This window comes from Microbacterium sp. BG28 (assembly GCF_034044005.1).
In the GTDB taxonomy this organism is placed as follows: domain Bacteria; phylum Actinomycetota; class Actinomycetes; order Actinomycetales; family Microbacteriaceae; genus Microbacterium.
In genome coordinates this window covers 579,384-601,100 of sequence record NZ_JAXCHA010000002.1, presented here as the reverse complement: position 1 = coordinate 601,100, position 21,717 = coordinate 579,384, and the positions used below count along the sequence as shown (strand labels likewise).

Annotated in this window: 19 protein-coding genes; 2 read left to right on the top strand and 17 right to left on the bottom strand. The window is 67.8% G+C overall.

Going from position 1 to position 21,717, the window contains the following annotated elements; translation table 11 throughout:
* The first annotated feature begins 5 nt into the window (after positions 1-5).
* Positions 6-788, top strand: coding sequence for a 6-phosphogluconolactonase (pgl, locus tag SK224_RS08775; protein WP_413816772.1), 783 nt, complete (start codon positions 6-8; stop codon positions 786-788).
* Positions 789-843: 55 nt separating this feature from the next.
* On the opposite strand, the gene SK224_RS08770 is transcribed toward pgl, so the two are convergent.
* From SK224_RS08770 to SK224_RS08720, 11 genes are all read right to left on the bottom strand, one after another.
* On the bottom strand, positions 844-1,200 hold the full coding sequence (locus tag SK224_RS08770; protein ID WP_320434336.1) for an RNA polymerase-binding protein RbpA: 357 nt from the start codon (positions 1,198-1,200) through the stop codon (positions 844-846).
* Positions 1,201-1,202: 2 nt separating this feature from the next.
* Positions 1,203-1,454, bottom strand: a complete 252-nt coding sequence (gene secG / locus SK224_RS08765; RefSeq protein ID WP_137419120.1) for a preprotein translocase subunit SecG — start codon at positions 1,452-1,454, stop codon at positions 1,203-1,205.
* Between the two features lie 108 nt (positions 1,455-1,562).
* Positions 1,563-2,351: a triose-phosphate isomerase gene (gene tpiA, locus SK224_RS08760; RefSeq protein WP_320434335.1), complete on the bottom strand. Its 789-nt coding sequence runs from the start codon at positions 2,349-2,351 to the stop codon at positions 1,563-1,565.
* Complete coding sequence (locus SK224_RS08755) at positions 2,342-3,556, bottom strand: phosphoglycerate kinase (protein ID WP_320434334.1); 1,215 nt, start codon at positions 3,554-3,556, stop codon at positions 2,342-2,344. Before SK224_RS08755 ends, tpiA begins: the two co-directional genes overlap by 10 nt.
* Before the next feature lie 8 nt (positions 3,557-3,564).
* Complete coding sequence (gap, locus tag SK224_RS08750; RefSeq protein WP_137417061.1) at positions 3,565-4,569, bottom strand: type I glyceraldehyde-3-phosphate dehydrogenase; 1,005 nt, start codon at positions 4,567-4,569, stop codon at positions 3,565-3,567.
* Between the two features lie 147 nt (positions 4,570-4,716).
* The gene (locus SK224_RS08745) at positions 4,717-5,343 is read right to left on the bottom strand and encodes a superoxide dismutase (RefSeq protein ID WP_137417062.1); all 627 of its coding nucleotides are present in this window, start codon (positions 5,341-5,343) and stop codon (positions 4,717-4,719) included.
* Positions 5,344-5,472: 129 nt separating this feature from the next.
* Positions 5,473-6,450, bottom strand: a complete 978-nt coding sequence (whiA, locus tag SK224_RS08740; protein WP_234075379.1) for a DNA-binding protein WhiA — start codon at positions 6,448-6,450, stop codon at positions 5,473-5,475.
* Positions 6,451-6,491: 41 nt separating this feature from the next.
* Positions 6,492-7,373 carry an RNase adapter RapZ gene (gene rapZ, locus SK224_RS08735; RefSeq protein WP_320434333.1) on the bottom strand — a complete coding sequence of 294 codons (882 nt, stop codon included), beginning with the start codon at positions 7,371-7,373 and terminating at the stop codon, positions 6,492-6,494.
* 27 nt (positions 7,374-7,400) lie between these two features.
* Positions 7,401-9,314 (bottom strand): excinuclease ABC subunit UvrC, encoded by a 1,914-nt coding sequence (gene uvrC / locus SK224_RS08730; protein ID WP_320434332.1) that lies wholly within the window; start codon positions 9,312-9,314, stop codon positions 7,401-7,403.
* A 2-nt stretch (positions 9,315-9,316) separates the two neighbouring features.
* The gene (gene uvrA, locus SK224_RS08725; protein WP_413816771.1) at positions 9,317-12,214 is read right to left on the bottom strand and encodes an excinuclease ABC subunit UvrA; all 2,898 of its coding nucleotides are present in this window, start codon (positions 12,212-12,214) and stop codon (positions 9,317-9,319) included.
* A gap of 76 nt (positions 12,215-12,290) precedes the next feature.
* A complete protein-coding gene (locus tag SK224_RS08720; RefSeq protein WP_320434330.1) occupies positions 12,291-12,725 on the bottom strand; it encodes a MarR family transcriptional regulator in 435 nt (144 codons plus the stop codon).
* Between the two features lie 37 nt (positions 12,726-12,762).
* Here SK224_RS08720 and SK224_RS08715 point away from each other — a divergent pair, with 37 nt between their 5' ends.
* Positions 12,763-12,996, top strand: a complete 234-nt coding sequence (locus SK224_RS08715; protein WP_320434329.1) for a hypothetical protein — start codon at positions 12,763-12,765, stop codon at positions 12,994-12,996.
* Positions 12,997-13,068: 72 nt separating this feature from the next.
* Here the strand turns inward: SK224_RS08715 and uvrB are convergent, their stop codons facing one another.
* The 6 genes from uvrB to SK224_RS08685 are packed head-to-tail and all read right to left on the bottom strand — an operon-like array spanning position 13,069 to position 21,689.
* Entirely contained in the window at positions 13,069-15,135 is a 2,067-nt protein-coding gene (gene uvrB / locus SK224_RS08710; RefSeq protein ID WP_320434328.1) for an excinuclease ABC subunit UvrB, read from the bottom strand.
* A 37-nt stretch (positions 15,136-15,172) separates the two neighbouring features.
* Positions 15,173-15,769 carry a dephospho-CoA kinase gene (gene coaE, locus SK224_RS08705; protein ID WP_320434327.1) on the bottom strand — a complete coding sequence of 199 codons (597 nt, stop codon included), beginning with the start codon at positions 15,767-15,769 and terminating at the stop codon, positions 15,173-15,175.
* A 20-nt stretch (positions 15,770-15,789) separates the two neighbouring features.
* Complete coding sequence (locus tag SK224_RS08700) at positions 15,790-16,977, bottom strand: diguanylate cyclase (RefSeq protein ID WP_320434326.1); 1,188 nt, start codon at positions 16,975-16,977, stop codon at positions 15,790-15,792.
* Positions 16,974-18,692, bottom strand: a complete 1,719-nt coding sequence (locus SK224_RS08695; protein WP_320434325.1) for an ATP-binding protein — start codon at positions 18,690-18,692, stop codon at positions 16,974-16,976. The genes SK224_RS08700 and SK224_RS08695 overlap by 4 nt, the downstream gene beginning before the upstream one ends.
* A 10-nt stretch (positions 18,693-18,702) precedes the next feature.
* Positions 18,703-19,914, bottom strand: coding sequence for a hypothetical protein (locus SK224_RS08690; protein WP_320434324.1), 1,212 nt, complete (start codon positions 19,912-19,914; stop codon positions 18,703-18,705).
* Positions 19,911-21,689 carry a sensor histidine kinase gene (locus SK224_RS08685; RefSeq protein ID WP_320434323.1) on the bottom strand — a complete coding sequence of 593 codons (1,779 nt, stop codon included), beginning with the start codon at positions 21,687-21,689 and terminating at the stop codon, positions 19,911-19,913. The genes SK224_RS08690 and SK224_RS08685 overlap by 4 nt, the downstream gene beginning before the upstream one ends.
* Positions 21,690-21,717: the final 28 nt, after the last annotated feature.

Genomic DNA, 21,717 nt, shown 5'->3' with positions numbered 1-21,717 from the left:
GGAGCATGATGCCCGAGGCCACCGAGAAGCAGGTCGTCGTCCGCTCGGACCCCGACCGGATCGCGCGCGCTGTGGCCCGTCGCCTCCTCAGCCGGATCGCGAAGCGCGTCGTGGAGGGGAAGCCGGCCCACATCTCGTTGACCGGCGGGTCGATGGGTGGGCGTGTGCTCGCGGCCGTCGCCGAGAACCCGCGTTGTCACGAGGTGGACTGGTCTCTCGTCCATTTCTGGTGGAGCGATGAGCGATTCGTGCCGCGAGGGTCAGAGGATCGCAACGACGCCGAGGCGTTCGCCGCGCTGCTGGATCGCATCCCGGTGCCGGCGGAGAACGTGCACACCATGGCGGCCAGCGACGACGGACTCACCATCGAGGATGCGGCCGCCGCCTACGAGGCCGAGCTCGCCCGCTTCGCAGATCCGAGCGTGGGCGCGTGGCCGTCTTTCGACGTCTGTTTCCTCGGGGTCGGCCCGGATGCGCACATCGCTTCGCTCTTCCCGGATCGTGGCGAGATCCAGGTGACCGATCGTGCGGCGTTGGCCGTGCGCGACGCGCCCAAGCCTCCTCCGGAGCGGATCACCGTCACGCGACCCGTGATCAACTCCGCCAAGCGCGTGTGGCTCGTTCTCGTCGGTCCCGACAAAGCATCCGTCCTCGGCCTCGCGCTCGCGGGCGCCAGCTATCAGAGCGTTCCCGCGGCCGGTGCGAAGGGACGCAAGCGCACCGTCTTCTTCGTCGACGAGGCCGCCGCAGCGAAAGTGCCCCTCGAGCTGATCGACAGCGACTACTGATGACACGAGAGGAGCCCCGGTCGATGACCGGGGCTCCTCTCGTGTGCGCAGCGGATCAGTCCTGACCGCGGCGCTCACGCAGCTTGTGCAGCGCCTCATCGAGGAGCTGTTCGGCTTCGTCGTCCGTGCGACGCTCCTTCACGTAGGCGAGGTGGGTCTTGTAGGGCTCGGGCTTGGCCAGCGCGGGCGGATTCGCCTGATCGCGGCCCGCCGGAAGACCCGAGTGCGGCGAGTCGATCGTGTCCGGAATCTCATCCTCGGCGATGCCGGCGGCGAAGTAACGCACCGTCTCGTTGCCCAGGGCGTCCCAGTAGGACACGGCCACGCGGTCGGCGTGGTAGCCGTGGTCCTGTTCGCCCATCGGCCCCGCTCCCACGCGGGTGCCCCGGATCGCGTTTCCCCCGGTGGCCACGATCAGACCAGCCCGGTGAACTTGGTGACCAGGCCGAGGGCCACGATCGAGATGAACCAGACGAGCGCGAGAACGATCGTGAAGCGGTTCAGGTTGCGCTCGGCCAGGCCCGAGGAGCCTAGGGACGAGCTCATACCTCCTCCGAACATGTCGGACAGGCCACCGCCGCGCCCCTTGTGGAGCAGGATCAGCAGCGTCAGCAGCAGGCTCGTGATGCCGAGGAGCACCTGAAGCACGAACTCGAGAATCTGCACTGTGTTCGTCACCCTTCTTGGCGATCCCGAGATCGCACAAGGTACAAGTATAGCCATCGGGCCGACCAGAGCCGTGGGACGGGGCCGCGCCCCGTCCCACGGCCGAGATCAGACGCCGACGTGCTTCTGGTAGCGGATGATCGCCGCGAACTCCTCGGCGACCAGGCTGGCGCCGCCCACGAGCGCGCCGTCCACGTCGGGCTGACGCATGAACGTGGCGATGTTGCCGGACTTCACAGAACCGCCGTACAGGACGCGGGTGCGCCCAGCGGCATCCTCGCCCAGTACCTCGGCCACGACACCGCGCAGGGTCGCACACACATCCTGCGCCTGCTCGGGCGTAGCCGCCTGGCCGGACCCGATGGCCCAGACGGGCTCGTACGCGACGACCACGTCGGCGTCAGCCGAGACGCCCTCGAGGGCGACCCGTAGCTGACCGACCGGCACGGCGCTCGCGCCGAACTTCTCCAGGTCCTCCGCCGTCTCGCCGACGCAGATGACCGGGCTCAGCCCGTGGCGGAGAGCCGCCTGCACCTTGGCTGCGACGACCTCATCCGTCTCGTTGTGGTACTCACGACGCTCGGAGTGGCCGATGATGACGTACTTCGCATCGAGCTTGGCCAGGAAGGCACCCGAGATCTCGCCCGTGTAGGCGCCGGAGTCGTGCGTCGACAGGTCCTGTGCGCCGAGGGCGAACGGGATCTTGTCGGCGTCGATCAACGTCTGAACCGTGCGCAGGTCCGTGAACGGCGGGAAGACGGCCACCTCAACGCTGTCCTGCTCGTGCTTCGCGTCCTTCAGCGTCCAGTAGAGCTTCTGGACGAGCGCGACCGCCTGCAGGTGGTCGAGGTTCATCTTCCAGTTTCCCGCGATGAGCGGGGTACGTGTCACTGCCATCCGAGGACCTCCAGTCCGGGAAGCTTCTTGCCCTCGAGGAACTCGAGGCTGGCGCCACCACCGGTGGAGATGTGGCCGAACTGATCGTCACGGAAGCCGAGCTGACGGACAGCCGCAGCGGAGTCTCCCCCGCCGACGACCGACAGGCCGTCGACCTCGGTGAGTGCCTTGGCGACCGCGCGGGTGCCGTCGGCGAATGCCGCCATCTCGAATACGCCCATCGGACCGTTCCAGAACACCGTCTTGCTCGCGGCGATCGCCGCCGCGAACGTCTTCGACGTCTCCGGGCCGATGTCCAGGCCCAGACCCGACGCACCGAACGGGGTGTCTTCCAGGGCATCGACTGCGGCGACCACGTGGTCCGCGTCGGCTGAGAAGGATGCGGCCACGACAGCATCCACCGGAAGCACGATCTTCACGCCGCGCTCCTCGGCAGCGGCCAGGTAGCCCTTGACCGTGTCGATCTGGTCCTTCTCGAGCAGGCTCGCACCCACCTTGTGGCCGAGAGCGGCGAGGAAGGTGAACATCATGCCGCCGCCGACGAGCAGGGTGTCCACACGGGGCAGGAGATGTTCGATGACGCCGAGCTTGTCGCTCACCTTGGAGCCGCCGAGCACGACCGCGTAGGGCCGCTCGGGGTTCTCCGTCAGGCGGTCGAGGACGTCGACCTCCTTCTCGATGAGCAGGCCCGCAGCCGAAGGCAGGAGTTCCGCGAGCTCGTAGACACTGGCCTGCTTACGGTGCACGACCCCGAACCCGTCGGAGACGAGGGCGTCGCCGAGCGCGGCGAGCTCCTGCGCGAACGCACGGCGCTCGTCCGCATCCTTCGAGGTCTCGCCGGGATTGAAGCGGAGGTTCTCGATGATGGCGACATCGCCGTCAGCCAGCGAGGACACCGCTTCCTGCGCCGAGACGCCGACGGTGTCGCGCGCGAAGGCAACGGGCTTACCGAGCAGCTCAGACAGCCGCTGTGCGACCGGCTCGAGACTGTACTTCGGGTTGGGTTCGCCGTCGGGACGCCCCAAGTGGGAGCAGACGACGACGCGGGCGCCCTGATTGATCAGGGCGTTGAGGGTCGGCAGCGTAGCCCGCACGCGACCGTCGTCCGTGATGACCCCGTCCTTGAGAGGAACGTTGAGGTCAGCACGGACGACGACGCGGCGGCCTGCGAGCGACCCCAGCGAATCGAGGGTGCGCAGTGCCATGATGTGGATCAGAGACGCTCGGCGACGTACTCGGTCAGGTCGACGAGACGGTTGGAGTAGCCCCACTCGTTGTCGTACCAGCTCGAGAGCTTCACCTGGTTGCCGATGACGCGCAGGAGGCCTGCATCGAAGATCGACGAGTGCGGGTCGGTGACGATGTCGCTGGAGACGATCTCGTCCTCGGTGTACTTCAGGATGCCCTTGAGGGGGCCCTCGGCCGCGGCCTTGTACGCGGCCTTGATCTCATCGACCGTGACCTCGCGCGACGCCTCGACCGTGAGGTCGGTGATGGAGCCGGTGGGCACCGGCACGCGCAGAGCGAAACCGTCGAGCTTGCCCTTGAGCTCCGGCAGCACCAGGCCGATGGCCTTCGCCGCACCGGTGGAGGTCGGGACGATGTTGATCGCGGCGGCACGCGCGCGACGCAGGTCGCTGTGGGGGCCGTCCTGCAGGTTCTGGTCGGCGGTGTACGCGTGGACGGTGGTCATGAGACCGCGCTCGATGCCGAAGTTGTCGTTGAACACCTTCGCCAGCGGGGCGAGGCAGTTCGTCGTGCACGACGCGTTCGAGATGATGACGTCGGTCTCGGGGTTGTAGTCGCCCTCGTTGACACCCATCACGATGGTGACGTCGTCACCGGTCGCGGGAGCCGAGATGAGGACCTTCTTCGCGCCGCCGGCGATGTGCTTCTTGGCGTCCTCGGCCTTGGTGAAGCGGCCGGTGGACTCGATGACGATGTCGACGCCCAGCTCGCCCCACGGAAGGTTGGCGGGGTCGCGCTCGGCGAGCACCTTGATCTTGTGACCACCGACGGTGATCGAGTCTTCGTCGTACGTGACCTCTGCGTCCAGTCGACCCGTGATGGAGTCGTACTTGAGCAGGTGAGCCAGAGTCTTGTTGTCGGTGAGGTCGTTCACCGCCACGATGTCCAGGTCCGCACCCTGCGCGAGCGCTGCGCGCAGGTAGTTGCGTCCGATGCGGCCGAAGCCGTTGATGCCGATCTTGACAGACACGGTGTCTCCCGTTTTCTCGTCGCGCCGCAGCGCCTTTTCCATCCCGGGTTGTCCTCCCGGGGTGAGCCGTGCGTGGGTGTGCATCGACTCGGAGAGGGGGATGCCGGAGCCCCCGTGTGGCGAGGGCTCCGAGGCATCCTCACCTGATCATGACCCTACCAGCAGGCCTGCCGTCTTCTCTCGCGCCGTAACAAAGCGGGACTGGACGTTGGACCAGTCGGCGATGTTCCAGAACGCCTTCACGTAGTCGGCGCGGACGTTCTTGTAGTCGAGGTAGTACGCGTGCTCCCAGACGTCCAACAGCAGGAGCGGAACACTACCCGCGGCGAACTGCGACTGCTGGTCGAAGAACTGCTGGATGATGAGGTTCTCGCCGATCGAGTCCCAGAACAGACCCGCCCAGCCCGAGCCCTGCACGCCCAGAGCCGCGGCGGTGAAGTGGGCCTGGAACTTGTCGAACGACCCGAAGTGGTCGTCGATGGCGGCCTCGAGCTCGCCCGTCGGCTTGTCGCCGCCGTTGGGCGAGAGGTTCGTCCAGAAGATCGAGTGGTTGGTGTGACCGCCGAGATTGAACGCGAGGTCCTTCTCGAGCTTGTTCACGTTTGCGAGGTTTCCGCTGTCGCGGGCCTCCGCCAGCTGTTCCAGCGCCGTGTTCGCGCCGGTGACGTAGGCCTGGTGATGCTTGCTGTGGTGCAGCTCCATGATCGTCGCGCTGATGCTCGGCTCGAGCGCGGCATAGTCGTAGGGGAGCTCGGGCAGCGTGTACTTCGCCATGTTCTCTTCCTCCTGTCGGGCGCAGCGCCGAACGCCTCGGCGATGCGGGGATGACGCCTTCATCCTACTGAGGGAGAACCGAGCGAGGCAGGGGTTGATTCCTCGGATGACGTCTCCGCGTGGGAGTGATCAGTCCTTCGCGGCGGCCGGCACGGCGGACTCCGTGTCCGGCAGGCCTTCGGTCTCGGCCTTCTTGTCCGCCATCGCGAGCAGGCGGCGGATGCGGCCGGCGACGGCGTCTTTGGTCAACGGCGGGTCTGCGTGGTGGCCGAGCTCGTCCAGGCTCGCATCGCGATGCGCGAGTCGGAGCTCGCCGGCGGCGCGGAGGTGCTCCGGGACCGTGTCCCCGAGGATCTCGAGCGCGCGCTCGACCCGCGCGCACGCGGCGACGGCGGCTTGCGCTGAGCGTCGCAGATTGGCGTCGTCGAAGTTCACGAGGCGATTGACCCCCGCACGGACCTCGCGACGCTGGCGCAGCTGCTCCCACTCCTGAGCGGCGCGACGCGCGCCCATCTCGTGCAGCACGGCGCGGATCGCGTCGCCTTCGCGAACGACGACCCGCGGGAGCCCGCGCACCTCGCGCGCCTTGGCGGCGATCCCGATACGGTGTGCGGCGCCCACCAGGGCCATGGCGGCCTCACCGGACGGACACGCGATCTCCAGAGCAGCCGAGCGGCCCGGGTCGCTGAGGCTCCCGGCGGCGAGGAAGGCTCCGCGCCAGATGGCGGCGAGATCGTGACGAGCGCCCGTCGTGAGGCGGTTCGGCAGTCCCCGCACCTGACGGCGACGCTGGTCGAGCAGGCCCGTCTGGCGAGCGAGAGTCTCGCCCCCGTCGATCACACGCACCGCGTACGTCGTCCCCGGTCGTCCCGAGGTGCCCTGCACGTGTGCGAGCTCGGGCCGCACGCCGTACAGGTCGACCAGTTCGCGGGCCACGCGTCGTGCGAGAGCCTCAGAATCGACCTCCGCCTCCACGGCGACGCGCCCCGCGATCGCGTGAAGCCCACCGGCGAAGCGCAGGATGGCGGTCAGCTCGGCCACTCGGGCACTCGGGCGCGGATCGCGACCGGCGATCAGTTCGGCCTTCACATCGGCGGTCAGCGGCACGGTACTCCTCGTGGGAATGGGGAACGGGACGACGTTCCAGCCTACTCTCGACCCAGGTCCCGATGTGTGACGCCGACGGCCACATCCGGCATCTCGGACAATCGTGCAGCGATCTCCCGCGCCATCACGACGGACCGGTGCTTGCCGCCCGTGCAGCCGATCGCGATGATCGAGTGCCTCTTGTTCTCACGCTGATACCCGGAGATGACGGGGACCAATGCCGCCGTATACGCGTCAAGGAACTCGCGCGCTCCAGGCTGCGAGAGGACGAAGTCACGCACGGCCTCGTCCTCGCCGGTGAGCGAGCGCAGCTCATCCGTCCAGTACGGATTGGGAAGGAAGCGCATATCGGCGACGAGGTCCGCATCCACGGGGAGCCCGTACTTGAACCCGAAACTCATCACCGAAACGGTGTGCAACGGGCTTCCCTCGGCGGAGAACAGCTCGGCCGTTCGCGTGGTGAGCTGGTGGATGTTGTACGACGAGGTATCGATGATCAGGTCGGCGCTCTCGCGCAGCGGAGCCAGGCGCTGACGTTCCCGGTGGATCCCGTCGACGATCGTCCCCGTGCTCTGCAGCGGATGCGGCCGCCGCACGGCCTCGAACCGCCGCACCAGCACCTCGTCACTGGCGTCGAGGAAGACGATGCGCACCCGCCGGTGCGCGCGAAGGGCGTCGGCGATCTCGGGCACCCGCCCGAACAGCTCCCGGCCGCGTACATCGACGACCACAGCGACACGAGGAACCGCGCCCCCGGCCATCTCCGAGAGTTCGAGCAGCGGGCGCAGCATCTGGGGCGGGAGGTTGTCGACCACGTACCAGTCGAGGTCCTCGAGGGCGTTCGCGACGGTCGAGCGCCCCGCACCCGACATACCGGTGACGATCAGCACCTCGCCGGTGTTCGCCATCTCCGGGTCCGTCATCGCTCTCCCCTGTCCGCTTCGCCCAGACTATCGACTCGTCAGGTGCTCATGCACGGCCGTTGCCAGCTTCGGCCCGATGCCGGGGAGCTCGGCGATCTGTTCCACGGTCGCGCCGCGCAGCGCGGTCACCGAACCGAAGTGACGCAGCAGGGCGCGGATGCGCGCGGCGCCGAGACCGGGAACCTCCTCCAGCACGCTGGAGATGTCCCGGCGACGGCGTTTGCGTTGGTGGGTGATCGCGAACCGGTGCGCCTCGTCGCGCAGACGCTGAACGAGATAGAGCGCCTCCGAGGTGCGGGGCAGGATCACGGGGTACTCCTCCCCCGGCAGCCAGATCTCCTCCAGCCGCTTGGCGATGCCGCACAGCGCGACCTCGGTGTGGCCCGACTCCTCCAGCGCCCGCGCAGCGGCTGCGACCTGGGGCTGGCCGCCGTCCACGATCAGCAGCTGGGGCGGGTAGGCGAATCTCGGGCGCTTGCGCACGGTCGCCACTTCGCCGTCGGCGGACGCTTGTTCGGCATCGATCGCCGCGGCGGCGATCTCGACGTCGTCGGCGTCCTCCGGACGATCCAGGTGAGCGAGACGACGGGTCAGGACCTGATACAGCGAGTCGGTGTCGTCCGTGGTCTCCGCGACCGAGAACGACCGGTACTGGTCCTTGCGCGGCAGACCGTCCTCGAACACGACCATCGAGGCCACCACGTTGGTGCCGGCCAGATGCGAGACATCGAAGCACTCGATGCGCAACGGCGCCGTCGCAAGCCCCAGCGCCTCCTGGAGGTCGGTCAGCGCCTGCGTCCGGGCGACGTAATCGCTCGTGCGCCGGGTCTTGTGGAGCATGAGCGCCTGCTGCGCGTTGAGGGTGGCCGTGCGCATGAGATCGGCTTTGCCGCCGCGCTGGGCGATCTGGATCGTGACGTTCTTGCCGCGCTTGTCCCGCAACCACTGCTCGAGATCCGTCACGTCGTCAGGAAGTGCCGGCACGAGCACCTGCTTCGGGATGTCCGCAGCTGCCGCATCCCCGTACGTCCGCTGGAGGACCTGGTCCACGAGCTCGGCGCCGGAGATGTCGATCTCCTTCTCGATCGTGGTCGCGCGCACGCCGCGCACGCGACCGCCCCGCACCACGAAGTGCTGCACTGCGGCCGCCAACTCGTCCTCCGCGATGCCGAAGAGATCCGCGTCCGTGTCATCGGAGAGCACGAGGGCGCTCTTGCCCAGCACGGCCTCGATCGCCTGCAGCTTGTCGCGGTACCCGGCTGCGGCCTCGTAGTCCATCGCTGCAGCGGCCTCCCGCATCCGGGCCGTGAGAGCCCGCGTGAAGCGCTGGTCGCCGCCTGCCATGAAGGAGATGAAGTCGTCGACGATCGCGCGGTGCTCCTCGATCGTGACCTTCATCGAGCATGGTCCACCGCAGCGGCCGATCTGCCCGGGGAAGCAGGGGCGTCCGGTCGACATCGCCTTCTTGTAGGACGCATCCGAACAGGTGCGGATCGGGAAGACCTTGATCATGAGGTCGATCACGTCGTGCACGGCCCAGACCTTCGGGTACGGGCCGAAGTACTTCGCACCCTTGATCCGCCGATTGCGCGTGACGATCACCCGCGGCGCCTCGTCAGCCAGGGTGATCGCCATGTACGGGTAGGACTTGTCGTCCTTGTAGCGCACATTGAAGGTCGGCGAGAACTCCTGGATCCACATGTACTCCAGTTGCAACGCCTCGACGTCGCTGCCGACCACGGTCCACTCCACCGAAGTCGCGGTCGTGACCATGCGGCGCGTGCGTTCGTGCAGGGTGTGCAGCGGAGCGAAGTAGTTCGACAGCCGCGCGCGCAAATTCTTCGCCTTGCCGACGTAGAGGATGCGGCCCTCCGCGTCACGGAAGCGATAGACACCCGGACTCGTGGGGATCTCGCCCTGCTTGGGTCGATACGGCAGCACGCTCAGCCGGCCTTGCGCTGTTCGGCGACGCCCAGCACCTCCGCGAGGAACGCGCCGGTGTGGCTCTCAGGCACCTGGGCGACCTGCTCCGGCGTACCGGTCGCGACGATCGTCCCACCGCCCGAACCGCCCTCGGGACCGAGGTCGATCACCCAGTCGGCCGACTTTATGACGTCGAGATTGTGCTCGATCACGATCACGGTGTTGCCCTTGTCGACGAGGCTGTTGAGCACCTCGAGAAGCCGACTCACGTCCTCGAAGTGCAGACCCGTCGTCGGCTCGTCGAGCACGTAGATGCTGCGGCCGTTCGAGCGTCGCTGCAGCTCGGTCGCGAGCTTCACGCGCTGCGCCTCGCCGCCCGAGAGGGTCGTCGCCGACTGTCCGAGACGGACGTAGCCGAGGCCGACGTCGACGAGCGTCTTGAGGTAGCGGTGGATCGCCTGGATCGGCTCGAAGAACTCCGCCGCCTCGGCGATCGGCATCTGCAGCACCTCGGCGATGTTCTTGCCCTTGTAGTGCACCGTGAGCGTGTCGCGGTTGTAGCGCTGACCGTGGCACACCTCGCAGTCGACGTACACGTCGGGGAGGAAATTCATCTCGATCTTGATCGTGCCGTCGCCCGAGCACGCCTCGCAGCGCCCGCCCTTGACGTTGAAGCTGAACCGTCCGGCCTGATAGCCGCGCGCCTTGGCCTCGAGGGTCTCCGCGAACAGCGTGCGGATGCGGTCGAAGACGCCGGTGTAGGTGGCGGGGTTCGAACGGGGCGTACGTCCGATCGGGGCCTGATCGACGTGCACGACCTTGTCGAGGTTCTCCAGGCCTGTCACCCGGGTGTGCTTGCCGGGAACGCGGCGCGCGCCGTTCAGCCGTGACGCGAGCACCTCGTAGAGGATCCCGTTGACCAGCGACGACTTGCCGGAGCCGCTGACGCCGGTGACGGCGGTCAGCACGCCCAACGGGAAGGTCGCGGTGACGTTCTTGAGGTTGTTCTCGCGCGCGCCCACCACCGAGATCTGTCGCTTCTTGTCGATCTTGCGGCGCTTGGCCGGTACCGCGATGGAGCGACGCCCGGAAAGATATGCCGCGGTGAGCGACTCGGGCTCCTCGAGGAGTTGCGGATAGGTACCCGAGTGCACGACGCGCCCGCCCTCGACACCCGCTCGCGGGCCGATGTCGACGATCCAGTCCGCAGCCTGGATGGTCTCCTCGTCGTGCTCGACGACGATGAGCGTGTTGCCGAGGTTCTTGAGTGCCAGCAGCGTCTCGATGAGTCGCCGGTTGTCGCGCTGGTGAAGGCCGATGGAGGGCTCGTCGAGCACGTAGAGCACACCCGTGAGGCCGGAACCGATCTGCGTCGCAAGCCGGATGCGCTGCGCTTCACCGCCGGACAGGGAGCCCGCCGCGCGGGACAGACTCAGGTAGGTGAGTCCGACCTGGATGAGGAAGTTCAGACGGGCTCGGATCTCGCGCAGCACGGCGGCGGCGATCTTCGCCTCGCGGTCGGTCAGCTCGAGGCCGTCGAAGAAGCCCTGCGCGTCGATGAGGCTGAGGCTCGAGGCGTCGGCGATCGAGTGACCGTGCACCTTGACAGCGAGCACCTCCGGCTTCAGACGCGTGCCGTCGCACACCGGGCAGGGCACCTCGCGGAGGTACTCGCCCCACCGCTGCCGGGCGCTGTCGGACTCGGCCTGCTGGTACTGGCGCTCGATGTAGGGGACGACGCCCTCGAAGCCCGAGGTGTAGCGCATCTCGCGGCCGTAACGGTTCTTCCACTTGACCGAGACCTTGAAGTTGTCGCCGTGCAGAACCGCATCCTTGACGTCCTGCGGGAGCTTGCGCCAGGGCGTGTCGAGCGAGAAGCCGAGGTCGGAGGAGAGTCCTTCGAGCAGGCGCTCGTAGTACTGGAACAGTCCCTTGCCCTGCGTCGTCCAGGGCACCAGGACACCCTCGCGGATCGAGAGATCTTCGTCGCCGAGCATGAGCTCGACATCGACCGACATGCGCGTGCCGAGCCCGGAGCAGGTCGGGCAGGCACCGAACGGAGCGTTGAACGAGAACGTGCGCGGCTCGATCTCGGTGAGCTGCAGAGGATGACCGTTCGGACACGCGAGCTTCTCGCTGAAGTTCTGCCAGGCGTCGTCACCCTCCTCGTCGACGAAGTTCACCTGCATGACGCCGCCCGCGAGACCGAGCGCCGTCTCGACCGAGTCGGTGACCCGCGAGAGGATGTCGGAACTGGCGACGAGTCGGTCGACGACGACGGCGATGTCGTGCTTGTAACTCTTCTTCAGCGCCGGCGGCTCGGACAACTGGATGAGCTCACCGTCGACGACGGCGCGCGCATAGCCCTTCGCGCTGAGCTCCTTGAAGAGGTCGACGAACTCCCCCTTCTTCTGCGTGACCACGGGCGCCACGATCTGGTACCGCGTGCGCTCGGGCAGCGTCATGAGCTGGTCGGCGATCTGCTGCACCGTCTGGCGCTGGATGACCTCGCCGCACTCCGGACAGTGCGGCACACCGATGCGGGCCCAGAGCAGGCGCATGTAGTCGTGGATCTCGGTGATCGTGCCGACCGTGGAGCGCGGATTGCGGTTGGTGGACTTCTGGTCGATCGACACCGCCGGGCTCAGCCCCTCGATGAAGTCGACGTCGGGGCGATCCACCTGCCCGAGGAACTGTCGCGCGTAGGAGCTCAGCGACTCGACGTAGCGACGCTGCCCCTCGGCGAAGATCGTATCGAAGGCGAGACTCGACTTGCCGGACCCGGACAGACCCGTGAAGACGACGAGACAGTCGCGGGGGATGTCGAGATCGACGCCGCGCAGGTTGTGGACCCGGGCGCCACGGACACTGAGAGTTCCGGCGTCATGGGCGAGTTCGGAGACAGGCGAGATGGGCACCACGCAAGTCTAGGCAGGGCCACGGACACGGGCTCCGAGCTTCGCCGAGAGCGCACCATCGTGTACGGCCGCGGGCTCAGAGGTCGGGGCGCCGACCGGCGAAGGGCGCCAGCGCGTCGCGCAGCGCCGCGATCTGGGCGGCATCCATCCCCACGCGCGCCATGATCTGCTGCGGGACACGGACGGCGCTCTCGCGGAGCTCGCGACCGGCATCCGTGAGGCCGATCTCCAGCACGCGCTCGTCGTCGGCGCGACGAGCGCGGGTGACCCTCCCCTGCGCTTCGAGACGCTTCAACAGCGGCGACAGGGTTGCCGGCTCCATCGCCAGCTCGTCGGCGAGCTCCCCCAGGGTGCGCGGCGACCGCTCCCACAGAGCGAGCAGCACGAGGTACTGCGGATGCGTGAGGCCGAGCGGCTCCAGCACGGGCCGATAGATGGCGACGACGTTGCGCGCAGCGGTCACCAGGGCGAAACAGAGCTGGTTCTCGAGCCGGAGCAGATCGTCGGTCATCGCTCCATCCTACAGATTAGTTAGTACACTAATGGTTATGGCACACAAGAAACCCCGACTGCCGTTGCGAGAGCGCGTGCGCGAAGCAGGCGGTTGGTACGCCTGGATCAACCGCACCCTGATCCGCGCGGCGGGTCCGGCATCCGTGGGTCCTTACGAGACGGCCCCGGAGCCGGTGCGCACCGAGCGGCCGTGCCCGCTGTGCGGCGCCCCGATGTCGACGCACACGTTCGACCGATCCGGGCCGAAGCCCATCATGCACTGCCCCTGAACGATGAGCGCGCCCGGCCCTGCGTGATCGGTCCGCATCCCGACGACGCACGCTACCCGCGACATTGCCCGATCAGGCGTGACCGGCGCGCTCCATCGCGCGCAGCTCCTTCTTCAGGTCCTGGACCTCGTCACGCAGTCGCGCGGCGAGTTCGAACTTCAGCTCCGAAGCCGCCGCGAGCATCTGATCGGACAGGTCGGAGATCGTCGCCTCGAGCTGCGCAGCGCCCTCGGCCGCGATGCCCTCGCGGCGAAGGTTCGGGGTCGGCGACTTGCCCTTGCCCTTCGGGTCGCGCGAGAGCATCGCCTTCGTGTCGGCGCCTTCCCGGATGAGCGCGTCGGTGATGTCGGCGATCTTCTTGCGCAGCGGCTGCGGGTCGATGCCGTTGGCCGTGTTGTACGCGATCTGCTTCTCGCGGCGCCGCTCGGTCTCATCGATCGCGTTGCGCATCGAATCAGTCATCTTGTCGGCGTACATGTGCACCTGGCCGGAGACGTTGCGTGCGGCGCGGCCGATCGTCTGGATCAGGGAGGTTCCGCTGCGCAGGAACCCTTCCTTGTCGGCGTCGAGGATCGACACGAGGGAGACCTCCGGCAGGTCGAGACCCTCGCGCAGCAGGTTGATGCCCACGAGCACGTCGTAGACGCCCGCGCGCAACTCGCTCAGCAACTCGACACGGCGCAGCGTGTCGACGTCGGAGTGCAGATACCTGACGCGCACGCCGTGCTCGCCGAGGAAGTCGGTGAGCTCCTCAGCCATCTTCTTGGTCAACGTGGTCACCAGCACGCGTTCGTCACGCTCTACCCGGAGCCGGATCTCTTCCAACAGGTCGTCGATCTGGCCTTTGGAGGGCTTGACCACGATCTCGGGGTCGACGAGGCCGGTGGGGCGGATGATCTGCTCCACCACGCCGTCGGCGATGCCCATCTCGTACCGGCCGGGCGTCGCCGAGAGGTAGACCGTCTGGCCGATGCGGTTCTTGAACTCGTCCCACCGCAGCGGACGGTTGTCCATCGCCGAGGGCAGTCGGAAGCCGTGCTCGACGAGTGTGCGCTTGCGCGATGCATCGCCTTCGTACATCGCTCCGATCTGCGGCACCGTCACGTGCGACTCGTCGATCACAAGGAGGAAATCGTCAGGGAAGAAGTCGAGCAGCGTGTGCGGGGGCTCCCCCGGTGCACGCCCGTCCATGTGCCGCGAGTAGTTCTCGATGCCGGAGCAGAATCCGAGCTGCTGCAGCATCTCGAGGTCGAAGGTCGTGCGCATGCGCAGCCGCTGCGCCTCCAGGAGCTTGCCCTGCGACTCGAACTCCTTCAGCCGCTCGGCCAGCTCGGTCTCGATCGTGCCGATCGCGCGCTGCACCACATCGGTTCCTGCGACGTAGTGCGAGGCGGGGAAGATCGGTACCGAGTCCATCCGCTCGACGATCTCACCCGTCAACGGGTGCAGCGTGTAGAGCGCTTCGATCTCGTCGCCGAAGAGCTCGATGCGGATGGCGTACTCCTCGTAGACCGGAATGATCTCGATCGTGTCACCGCGGACGCGGAAGTTGCCGCGCGAGAAGTCGACGTCGTTGCGGTTGTACTGCATGGCGATGAACTGCCGGATGAGAGCATCGCGGTCGTAGCGCTCCCCCACCTGCAACGCCACCATGGCGCGCAGATACTCCTCGGGCGCCCCGAGACCGTAGATGCAGGACACCGTGGACACCACCACGACGTCACGTCTGCTCAGCAGGGAGTTCGTCGTCGAGTGACGCAGGCGCTCCACCTCGGCGTTGATCGACGAGTCCTTCTCGATGAACGTATCGGTCTGCGGGACGTACGCCTCGGGCTGGTAGTAGTCGTAGTACGACACGAAGTACTCAACGGCATTGTGTGGCATGAGCTCGCGGAACTCGTTGGCGAGCTGGGCGGCGAGCGTCTTGTTATGGGCGAGCACAAGAGTAGGACGCTGCACCTGCTCGATCAGCCAAGCGGTCGTGGCGGACTTGCCGGTGCCGGTGGCGCCCAACAGCACCACGTCGGTCTCGCCGGCGTTGATTCGGGCGGCGAGGTCGGCGATCGCGCCCGGCTGGTCGCCGGACGGAACGTACTCGCTGACGACCTCGAAGGGGCGAACGGATCGTGTGGTCTGCACCGTTCCAGCGTAGGCGCGACCACGGACACCGGGGCGGTCAGCCCCGCAGCCGCTCCCACAGCTCGTCCGTCTGGGCGAGCGTATCCGCGAGCGAACCGGACGTGTCGATCACCACATCGGCGATGGCCAGACGTTCCTCGTCGGAGACCTGGGCGGCGATCCGCGCCCGCGCGTCACGCTCGCTCGCGCCGCGCAGCTGGACGAGTCGGCGCTCGCGCACCGCGGCCGGGGCGTGGGCGACCACGATCGACTCCCACGGATCGTCGCCACGCGCCTCCACCAGCAGCGGCACGTCGTAGACGACCACCGCATCGGGATCCTCCGCGAAGGCGCGCGCGAACCGTTCGGACGATGCTCGCCGCACCGCCGGATGCACGATCGCGTTCAGGCGTTCCCGCGCGACATCGTCGGAGAAGACGATCGCGCCCAGCGCGGCACGATCCAGCGATCCGTCGTCCTGGATGACCGCGGGCCCGAACTCGGCTGCGATCCGCTCGAGTACGGGAGAGCCCGCAGTCTGCACCTCCCTCACGATGGCGTCTGCATCGACGATGACGGCGCCGCGCTCGGCGAGACGACGCGCGATGGTCGATTTGCCGGACGCGATCCCGCCGGTGAGTGCGATGAGAGGCATGCCTCGAGCATGCCACGACGTCATGCCGGATCCTGCTCCGCCTCCGACAGACCGCCGAACAGCACGGAGGACTCGACGCTCGTCGCGGACTGGGCCGCCGCCAGGCGCGCAGCCTGAACGAGGACCTCCGTCCGGTAGCCGACTGTCTCCGTCAGCGCGACTCCGACGCCGACGGAGGGGATGACCGCGCGACTCACGGCGCCCAGCGCCTCCAGCACCCCGCGATAGATCACGGCGGCCTGTCGCCGAGCCTCCGCAGCGGTCGCCGCGCGTGTGACGACGATCAGCGCGTCCGCTCCGTCCTCACCCACGAGGGCGAACGACGGCGCGTACCGACGCACACTCTGACGCCAGTGCTGCAGCACATCGCCCGCCACGTCTGCACCGAACGCCGTGCGGATCTCTGAGAGGTCCGCCACGCGCACGGCGACGGTCGAGACCAGCTCACCACGCCATTGGGCGCGCTGGATGACATCGGCCATCGCTGTCCGAAGCGTCGCCGCCAGCAGGATGCCATCCGAGTTGACCCCCCTGCTGCTCATCCACGCGAAGGAGCGCAGCTCGACCTGCGCCGCCCTGAGCACCGAAAGGACGACGACCGAGACGACGGTCAGCACGACAGTGAAGAAGTTGGCCACGATCGAACCGAACGCGTCGAGGAAGAGCGCGCTGCCCGGACCTGCGACGACGAAGACCACGCAACGGGCGAGGTAGAAGGCGGCCGTCACCAGGAAGACAGTGGCGAGCACCGCGGCGGTTCCGAAGCGTCGCATCGGTGCACGGAGGGTTTCGATCGCGGCGAGGGTGGAGAAGACGACCAGGCCACCGCCCATCGTCAACCATCCGGCCCAGTCTCCCCCGTCGGGGCCTTCGATGACGACGGCACCCGCCACGATCAGCGCTCCCAGCAACGTCACCGCCGTCGCCGAACCGATCCGGCGCTGGTTGAAGCTGCGAGAGCCGAGCCACATCACCGCCGTGGTCGTCACGAAGAGCGCGTTGCCCACCGCGATCGTGAGCATCTCGCTCACGCCCGCCGCCCACATGCTGTACGCGATGGTCGTGGTCATTCCGCACAGGAAGGCGATCGCCCAGATGCGACCCGGACCGTGGTCACGGCGCAGGATCGTGTCGATGATGAAAACGGCCCCGGCGACGTTGCCCACGAGTGCGGTGAACAACGATGCGGTGAACAGATCGACATTCATCCCCGAACACCCGTCTCCTCGCCGGGCACCGCGGCCGCAGGCGCCGGGCGCTCGTCGGCCGGAAGCTGCACCATGAAGGTCGACCCCAGACCGCGACTCGTCTGAACCGTGATGTCGCCCCCGTGGGCGCGCGCGATGTCGCGGCTGATAGAGAGCCCGAGGCCGGTTCCCTCGACGTCCGTACGCGCACGGAAGTAGCGTTCGAACAGCCGGCCGAGGTCGGGCTCCGCGATGCCCGTTCCGGTGTCTCGGACGAGGATCCACGTCGAGTCCCCGTCGGTGGTGCAGCCGAGGAAGATCGCGCCGCCGTCGCGGTTGTACTTCACCGCATTGCTGACGAGGTTGTCCATGACCTGCCGGAGCCGCAGCGGGTCCGCGAACGCGCGAGCCGGCTCTATGCCCGTCGTGTCGATCGTCAAGGCGCGCTCGGCCGCCCGCGGGCGCCAGGCCTCGGCCGTCGCGGCTACCAGCTCCGCGACATCGATCGGTTCGGGCGAGATGGTCATGTCGATGGACAAGCGCGACGCGCTGGACGCTGCGAGGATGTCGGCGACGATCTCCAAGAGCCGCTCGCCGTTCCGCGCCGCGATCTCCAGCGAACGGCGCGCCTGTTCCGGATCGTCGAGCGTGTCGAGCGCGAGATCGAGATAACCGAGCACGGATGTCAGGGGTGTTCGCAGCTCGTGCGAGACGGAGGCGACGAGGCGGTCGCGGGCGCGCATCGCCGTCATCTCGGGGGTGACATCGCGTGCGATCAGCACAGCCCCGGCATCCGCGCCCTCGGCGTCGTGCATGCGGCGCACGGTGATGCTCATGGCGTGACGGCGCTCGTCGGGGTGGCCGAACCAGACCACCTGATTCTCGAACACCTCTCCCGCCAGCGCCCGCAGGAGCGGGCGCTCCGCGCGCGGCAACGGTGTCACGCCGTCGGCGCGGTACGCGTTCTCGATCTCACGGCTGCGGGACCCGAATCCAGGGATCGTGTTCTGAAACCGTCCCAGCGCCTCATTCACCACGGACACCGTTCCATCGGGGGCGATGCGCAGCACACCGAAGTCCACCGCGTCGAGGACATCGATGACGAGCTCCTCCTGGCGTTGGGCACGCTGCAGCGCGCCGCTGAGCAGCGCCGCCTGTTTCTCCAGCAGGTGCGCCTGAGCTCGCTGACGTCGCGACGAGATGAATGTGGTCGTCGCGACGGCCAGGACGGCGGCGGGCAGCAGGAACGTCGTGTATCCCCAGACGGTCGTTCCCCCCGAGACGACGATCACCGTGTATGCAGCAGTGATGATCGCGAACTGGATGAGGAATCCGACGACACCCAGAGTGGCGAGCCACATCGCGGGGAAGACCCACATCAGCCCGAGCCCGCTCATGGGCTCGGCGACGCGGATGACGGCGATGCCTGCGACGTCGGCGAGGGGCAGGAGATAGAGCGCCACGCGCGGGATACGCGTCCACGGAACGGCCAGGGTCGCCATCCCGACCGCGAAGATGATCACGACCCCGACGAGGAACAGGCTCTGGTTGCGCAGCGTGGATGAGAGGATCCCGATCGTGGCCACGATCAGCACCAGTGCACACAGCACGAGCTGGTTCAGGACGGCGGAGCGCCCCCGCGCCGCGAACGCACGAGAGGGCCGTGGTCCGGCGAGGCTCGCGTGCAAGAACGCGCGTACGCCTCTCCCTCGGGCGGGAGCAGCATCGCTGTGCATATCGTGGACACTATCGCTCCGTCGGCTCCCCCGGGAACGCAGGAGCGCCGACGCCTCGCGCCTGGGCGAAGACCACCGAGGTCTCGTCGCTCTCGGACGCTTCGACCGCGGCGATCGTCGCCGCCTCCACGAGAACCTCGGGTCCGTAACCCAGGGTCTGGCTGAGGGCTACGCCGACCCCCACCCCCGGAACCACGATGCCCCGCGCATCCACGAAGCGTTCGATCACGCCGCGGTAGATGAGCCCCGCTTGACGCCGCGCATCGGAGGGGCTCGACGCCGTCGTTGCGACGAGGATGATGGTCCGATCGTCTGTGGCCCCCACGGCCGCCACGGGCGACGCGAACTCGCGCACCGCCGACCGCAGCACTCGAGTGGTGGCCTCGGCGACCTCCTGTCCGAACGACGCGGTGATCGCTCCGACGTCTTCGACGATCACCGCGATGACCACGACGAGCTCGGTGCGATGCGCGGCGCGGCGCAGGATCCGCCGCAGCATCGCGAGGAACGCGGAGGCCGCAAGCACCTCGTCCACGGCGGCGAAACCGGCCGCCTGCTGGTCGGTGACCAGCACGGCGCGGAGCATGAAGAGCGTCAACGATGACACGGTACCCAGCACCAGCACGACGAGAGTGAGCGAGATCGGGCCGAACCAGGCCGTGAAGACGACGCTGTCCTCCCCCGCGGTCAATGCGACCACCGCCCGCATCACGTGATAGGCGCCGAAGAGCGTGGTCGATCCCGCGAAGACCCAGGTTGCGACATGAGGTCTCGTCCTCGGGCCGACGGCATGGATGATCGCGCCGACGCAGAGTCCGGCGACCGCGAGGCTGTACCAGAGCACGCTCGTGTACCCGCCCACGACCGGTCTCTCGACCACTGTGACCGCCGCGACGAGGAACGCGAGGGACACGACCATGAGCGAGGGACCGGCGACCTCCTCGCCGTTGTATGCGCGGAACCCCATCAGGACGCAGCCGGCCGCACCGACTGCGGCGGCGTTTCCCAGAGCGAGCGCCCACACGCTCGTCCACTCCGAGGCATCGAACAGGCCGATCACGACGGTGCACACGACGGCGATGATCTGCAGCAGGAAGCCGATCCCCCACAGCTGTGCCCCGCCGCCATAACGACGCGAGAGTGTGGTGGCGATGTAGGTCACCGCGATGGTGACCACCGTGATCGAGGTGAAGATGCCCGCGGTGATGGGATCGAGCGTCATGTGGCCTTGCCCCCCTCGCGCCGCGACGCACCCGTTCCGGTGATCGTGACGATCGCGTCCGGGTCGTCCAACGACTCAGCGCTCGCGGGGAGCTGCACGCTGAAGGTGGAGCCGACACCGGCGGTACTAGTGACGATGATGTCGCCTCCGTGCGCGCGCACGAGTTCGCGGCTGATCGAGAGGCCCAGTCCGGTTCCCGTCGACGTGTCGGCGACCCGGAAGAAGCGCTCGAAGAGTCTGCCCACGTCACTCTCGGAGACCCCGACACCCGTATCGGTGACCGTGATCATCGTCGTGATCCCGTCTGAGGTCGTGCTGAGCGTGACGCGCCCGCCGTCGCGGTTGTACTTGACCGCATTGCTGACGAGGTTGTCGATGACCTGACGCATCCGCAGCGGATCGGCGTACGCAGGCGCGGGTCGCACCCCCGCCATGTCGATCGCGATCGCGCGTTCCGCTGCTGCGGGTGCCCAGGACTCGCCGCTCGCCCGTACCACGTCGGCGATGTCCACATCCTGCTGTGAGATCGTCAGGTCCGCCGACATCTCCGACGTGCTCGACGCGGTCAGGATGTCGGACACGATCTCCAACAAGCGCGACACGTTTCGCTCCGCCACGTCGAGGTAGCCGCGCGCACGTGCAGGCACTTCCGGGTCGTCGACGGCGAGTTCGAGATAGCCGATGATCGACGTGAGCGGCGTGCGAAGCTCGTGCGAGACCGAGGAGACCAGGGAGTCCCGTGCGCGCAGCGCCGTGAGCTCGGCCGTGACGTCACGCGAAACGATCACCGCGCCGTTGTCGGAGCCGTCGACGGCGCGCGTACGACGCGCCGTCACGCTGAGGGCGCGACGACGCGGTCCGTCGCCTCCGAACCACACGATCTGGTTGTCGAAGACCTCTCCGCGTGCCGCTCTCGCGAATGGGGTGTCGTGTCGATCCACCGGCGTGATGCCGTCGGCCGCGAAGGCGGCGTGACCGCCGCCGGAGCCGGCCTCCGCCGAGCGAGCCGCGCGCTGCAGCCGCGCATGCGCCTCGTTCGCGACCGTCGTGGAACCGTCGGCGGCGAGTCGGATGACACCGAAGTCGATCGTGTCCAGCACCTCGGCCAACAGTTCTTCCTGCTTCTGCGCGCGGCGCAGGGTGCGCGCCATCGTGCGGGTCTGCCGGGTGAAGAGCAACCGCTGCGCTGTCATCTGCCGTCCGAGGGCGAGGCTGATGGTCGCGACGACCACGATCATCAGCGGGAGGCTGAAGGTGACGTATCCGACTTCCTGGCGAGGGTCGACGATCGCGGTGGCGACCAGGACGGTGGGCGCGACGATGATGCCGACGAGATAGCCGCCGATGCCGAAGTAGATCGCGAGCCAGATGGCGGGGATGAAGAAGAGCACACCGAACCCGCCGGAGGGCAGCGACTGGCGGAGCAGGGCGATACCGAGGAGATCGATGATCGGGACGGCCATGATCCACCAGGCGGAAACTCTCGCCCAGGGAACCAGCAACGCCACCCCGCCCGCGCCGAGCACGACGATGGCCCCCAACCAGAAGAGGCCGAGATCGCCCGCGTATCCCCAGGGCACCGCGATGACGACGTAGACGAGGACGACCGCGGCGAGACTGAGCTGAAGCGTCGCCGTCGTCCGCGCACGACCGGTGTCGAGGAACGGCGGCAGCGCGAAATGACGACCGAACCCGCGAACCCATCGCAGGATGCGCCGCGAATCGACGACATGCTCGGCGACGGGATACGCGTCACCGGCGTCGCTGTTGCTCATGAGTCCGACGTTATCGCGACCCGGGGCC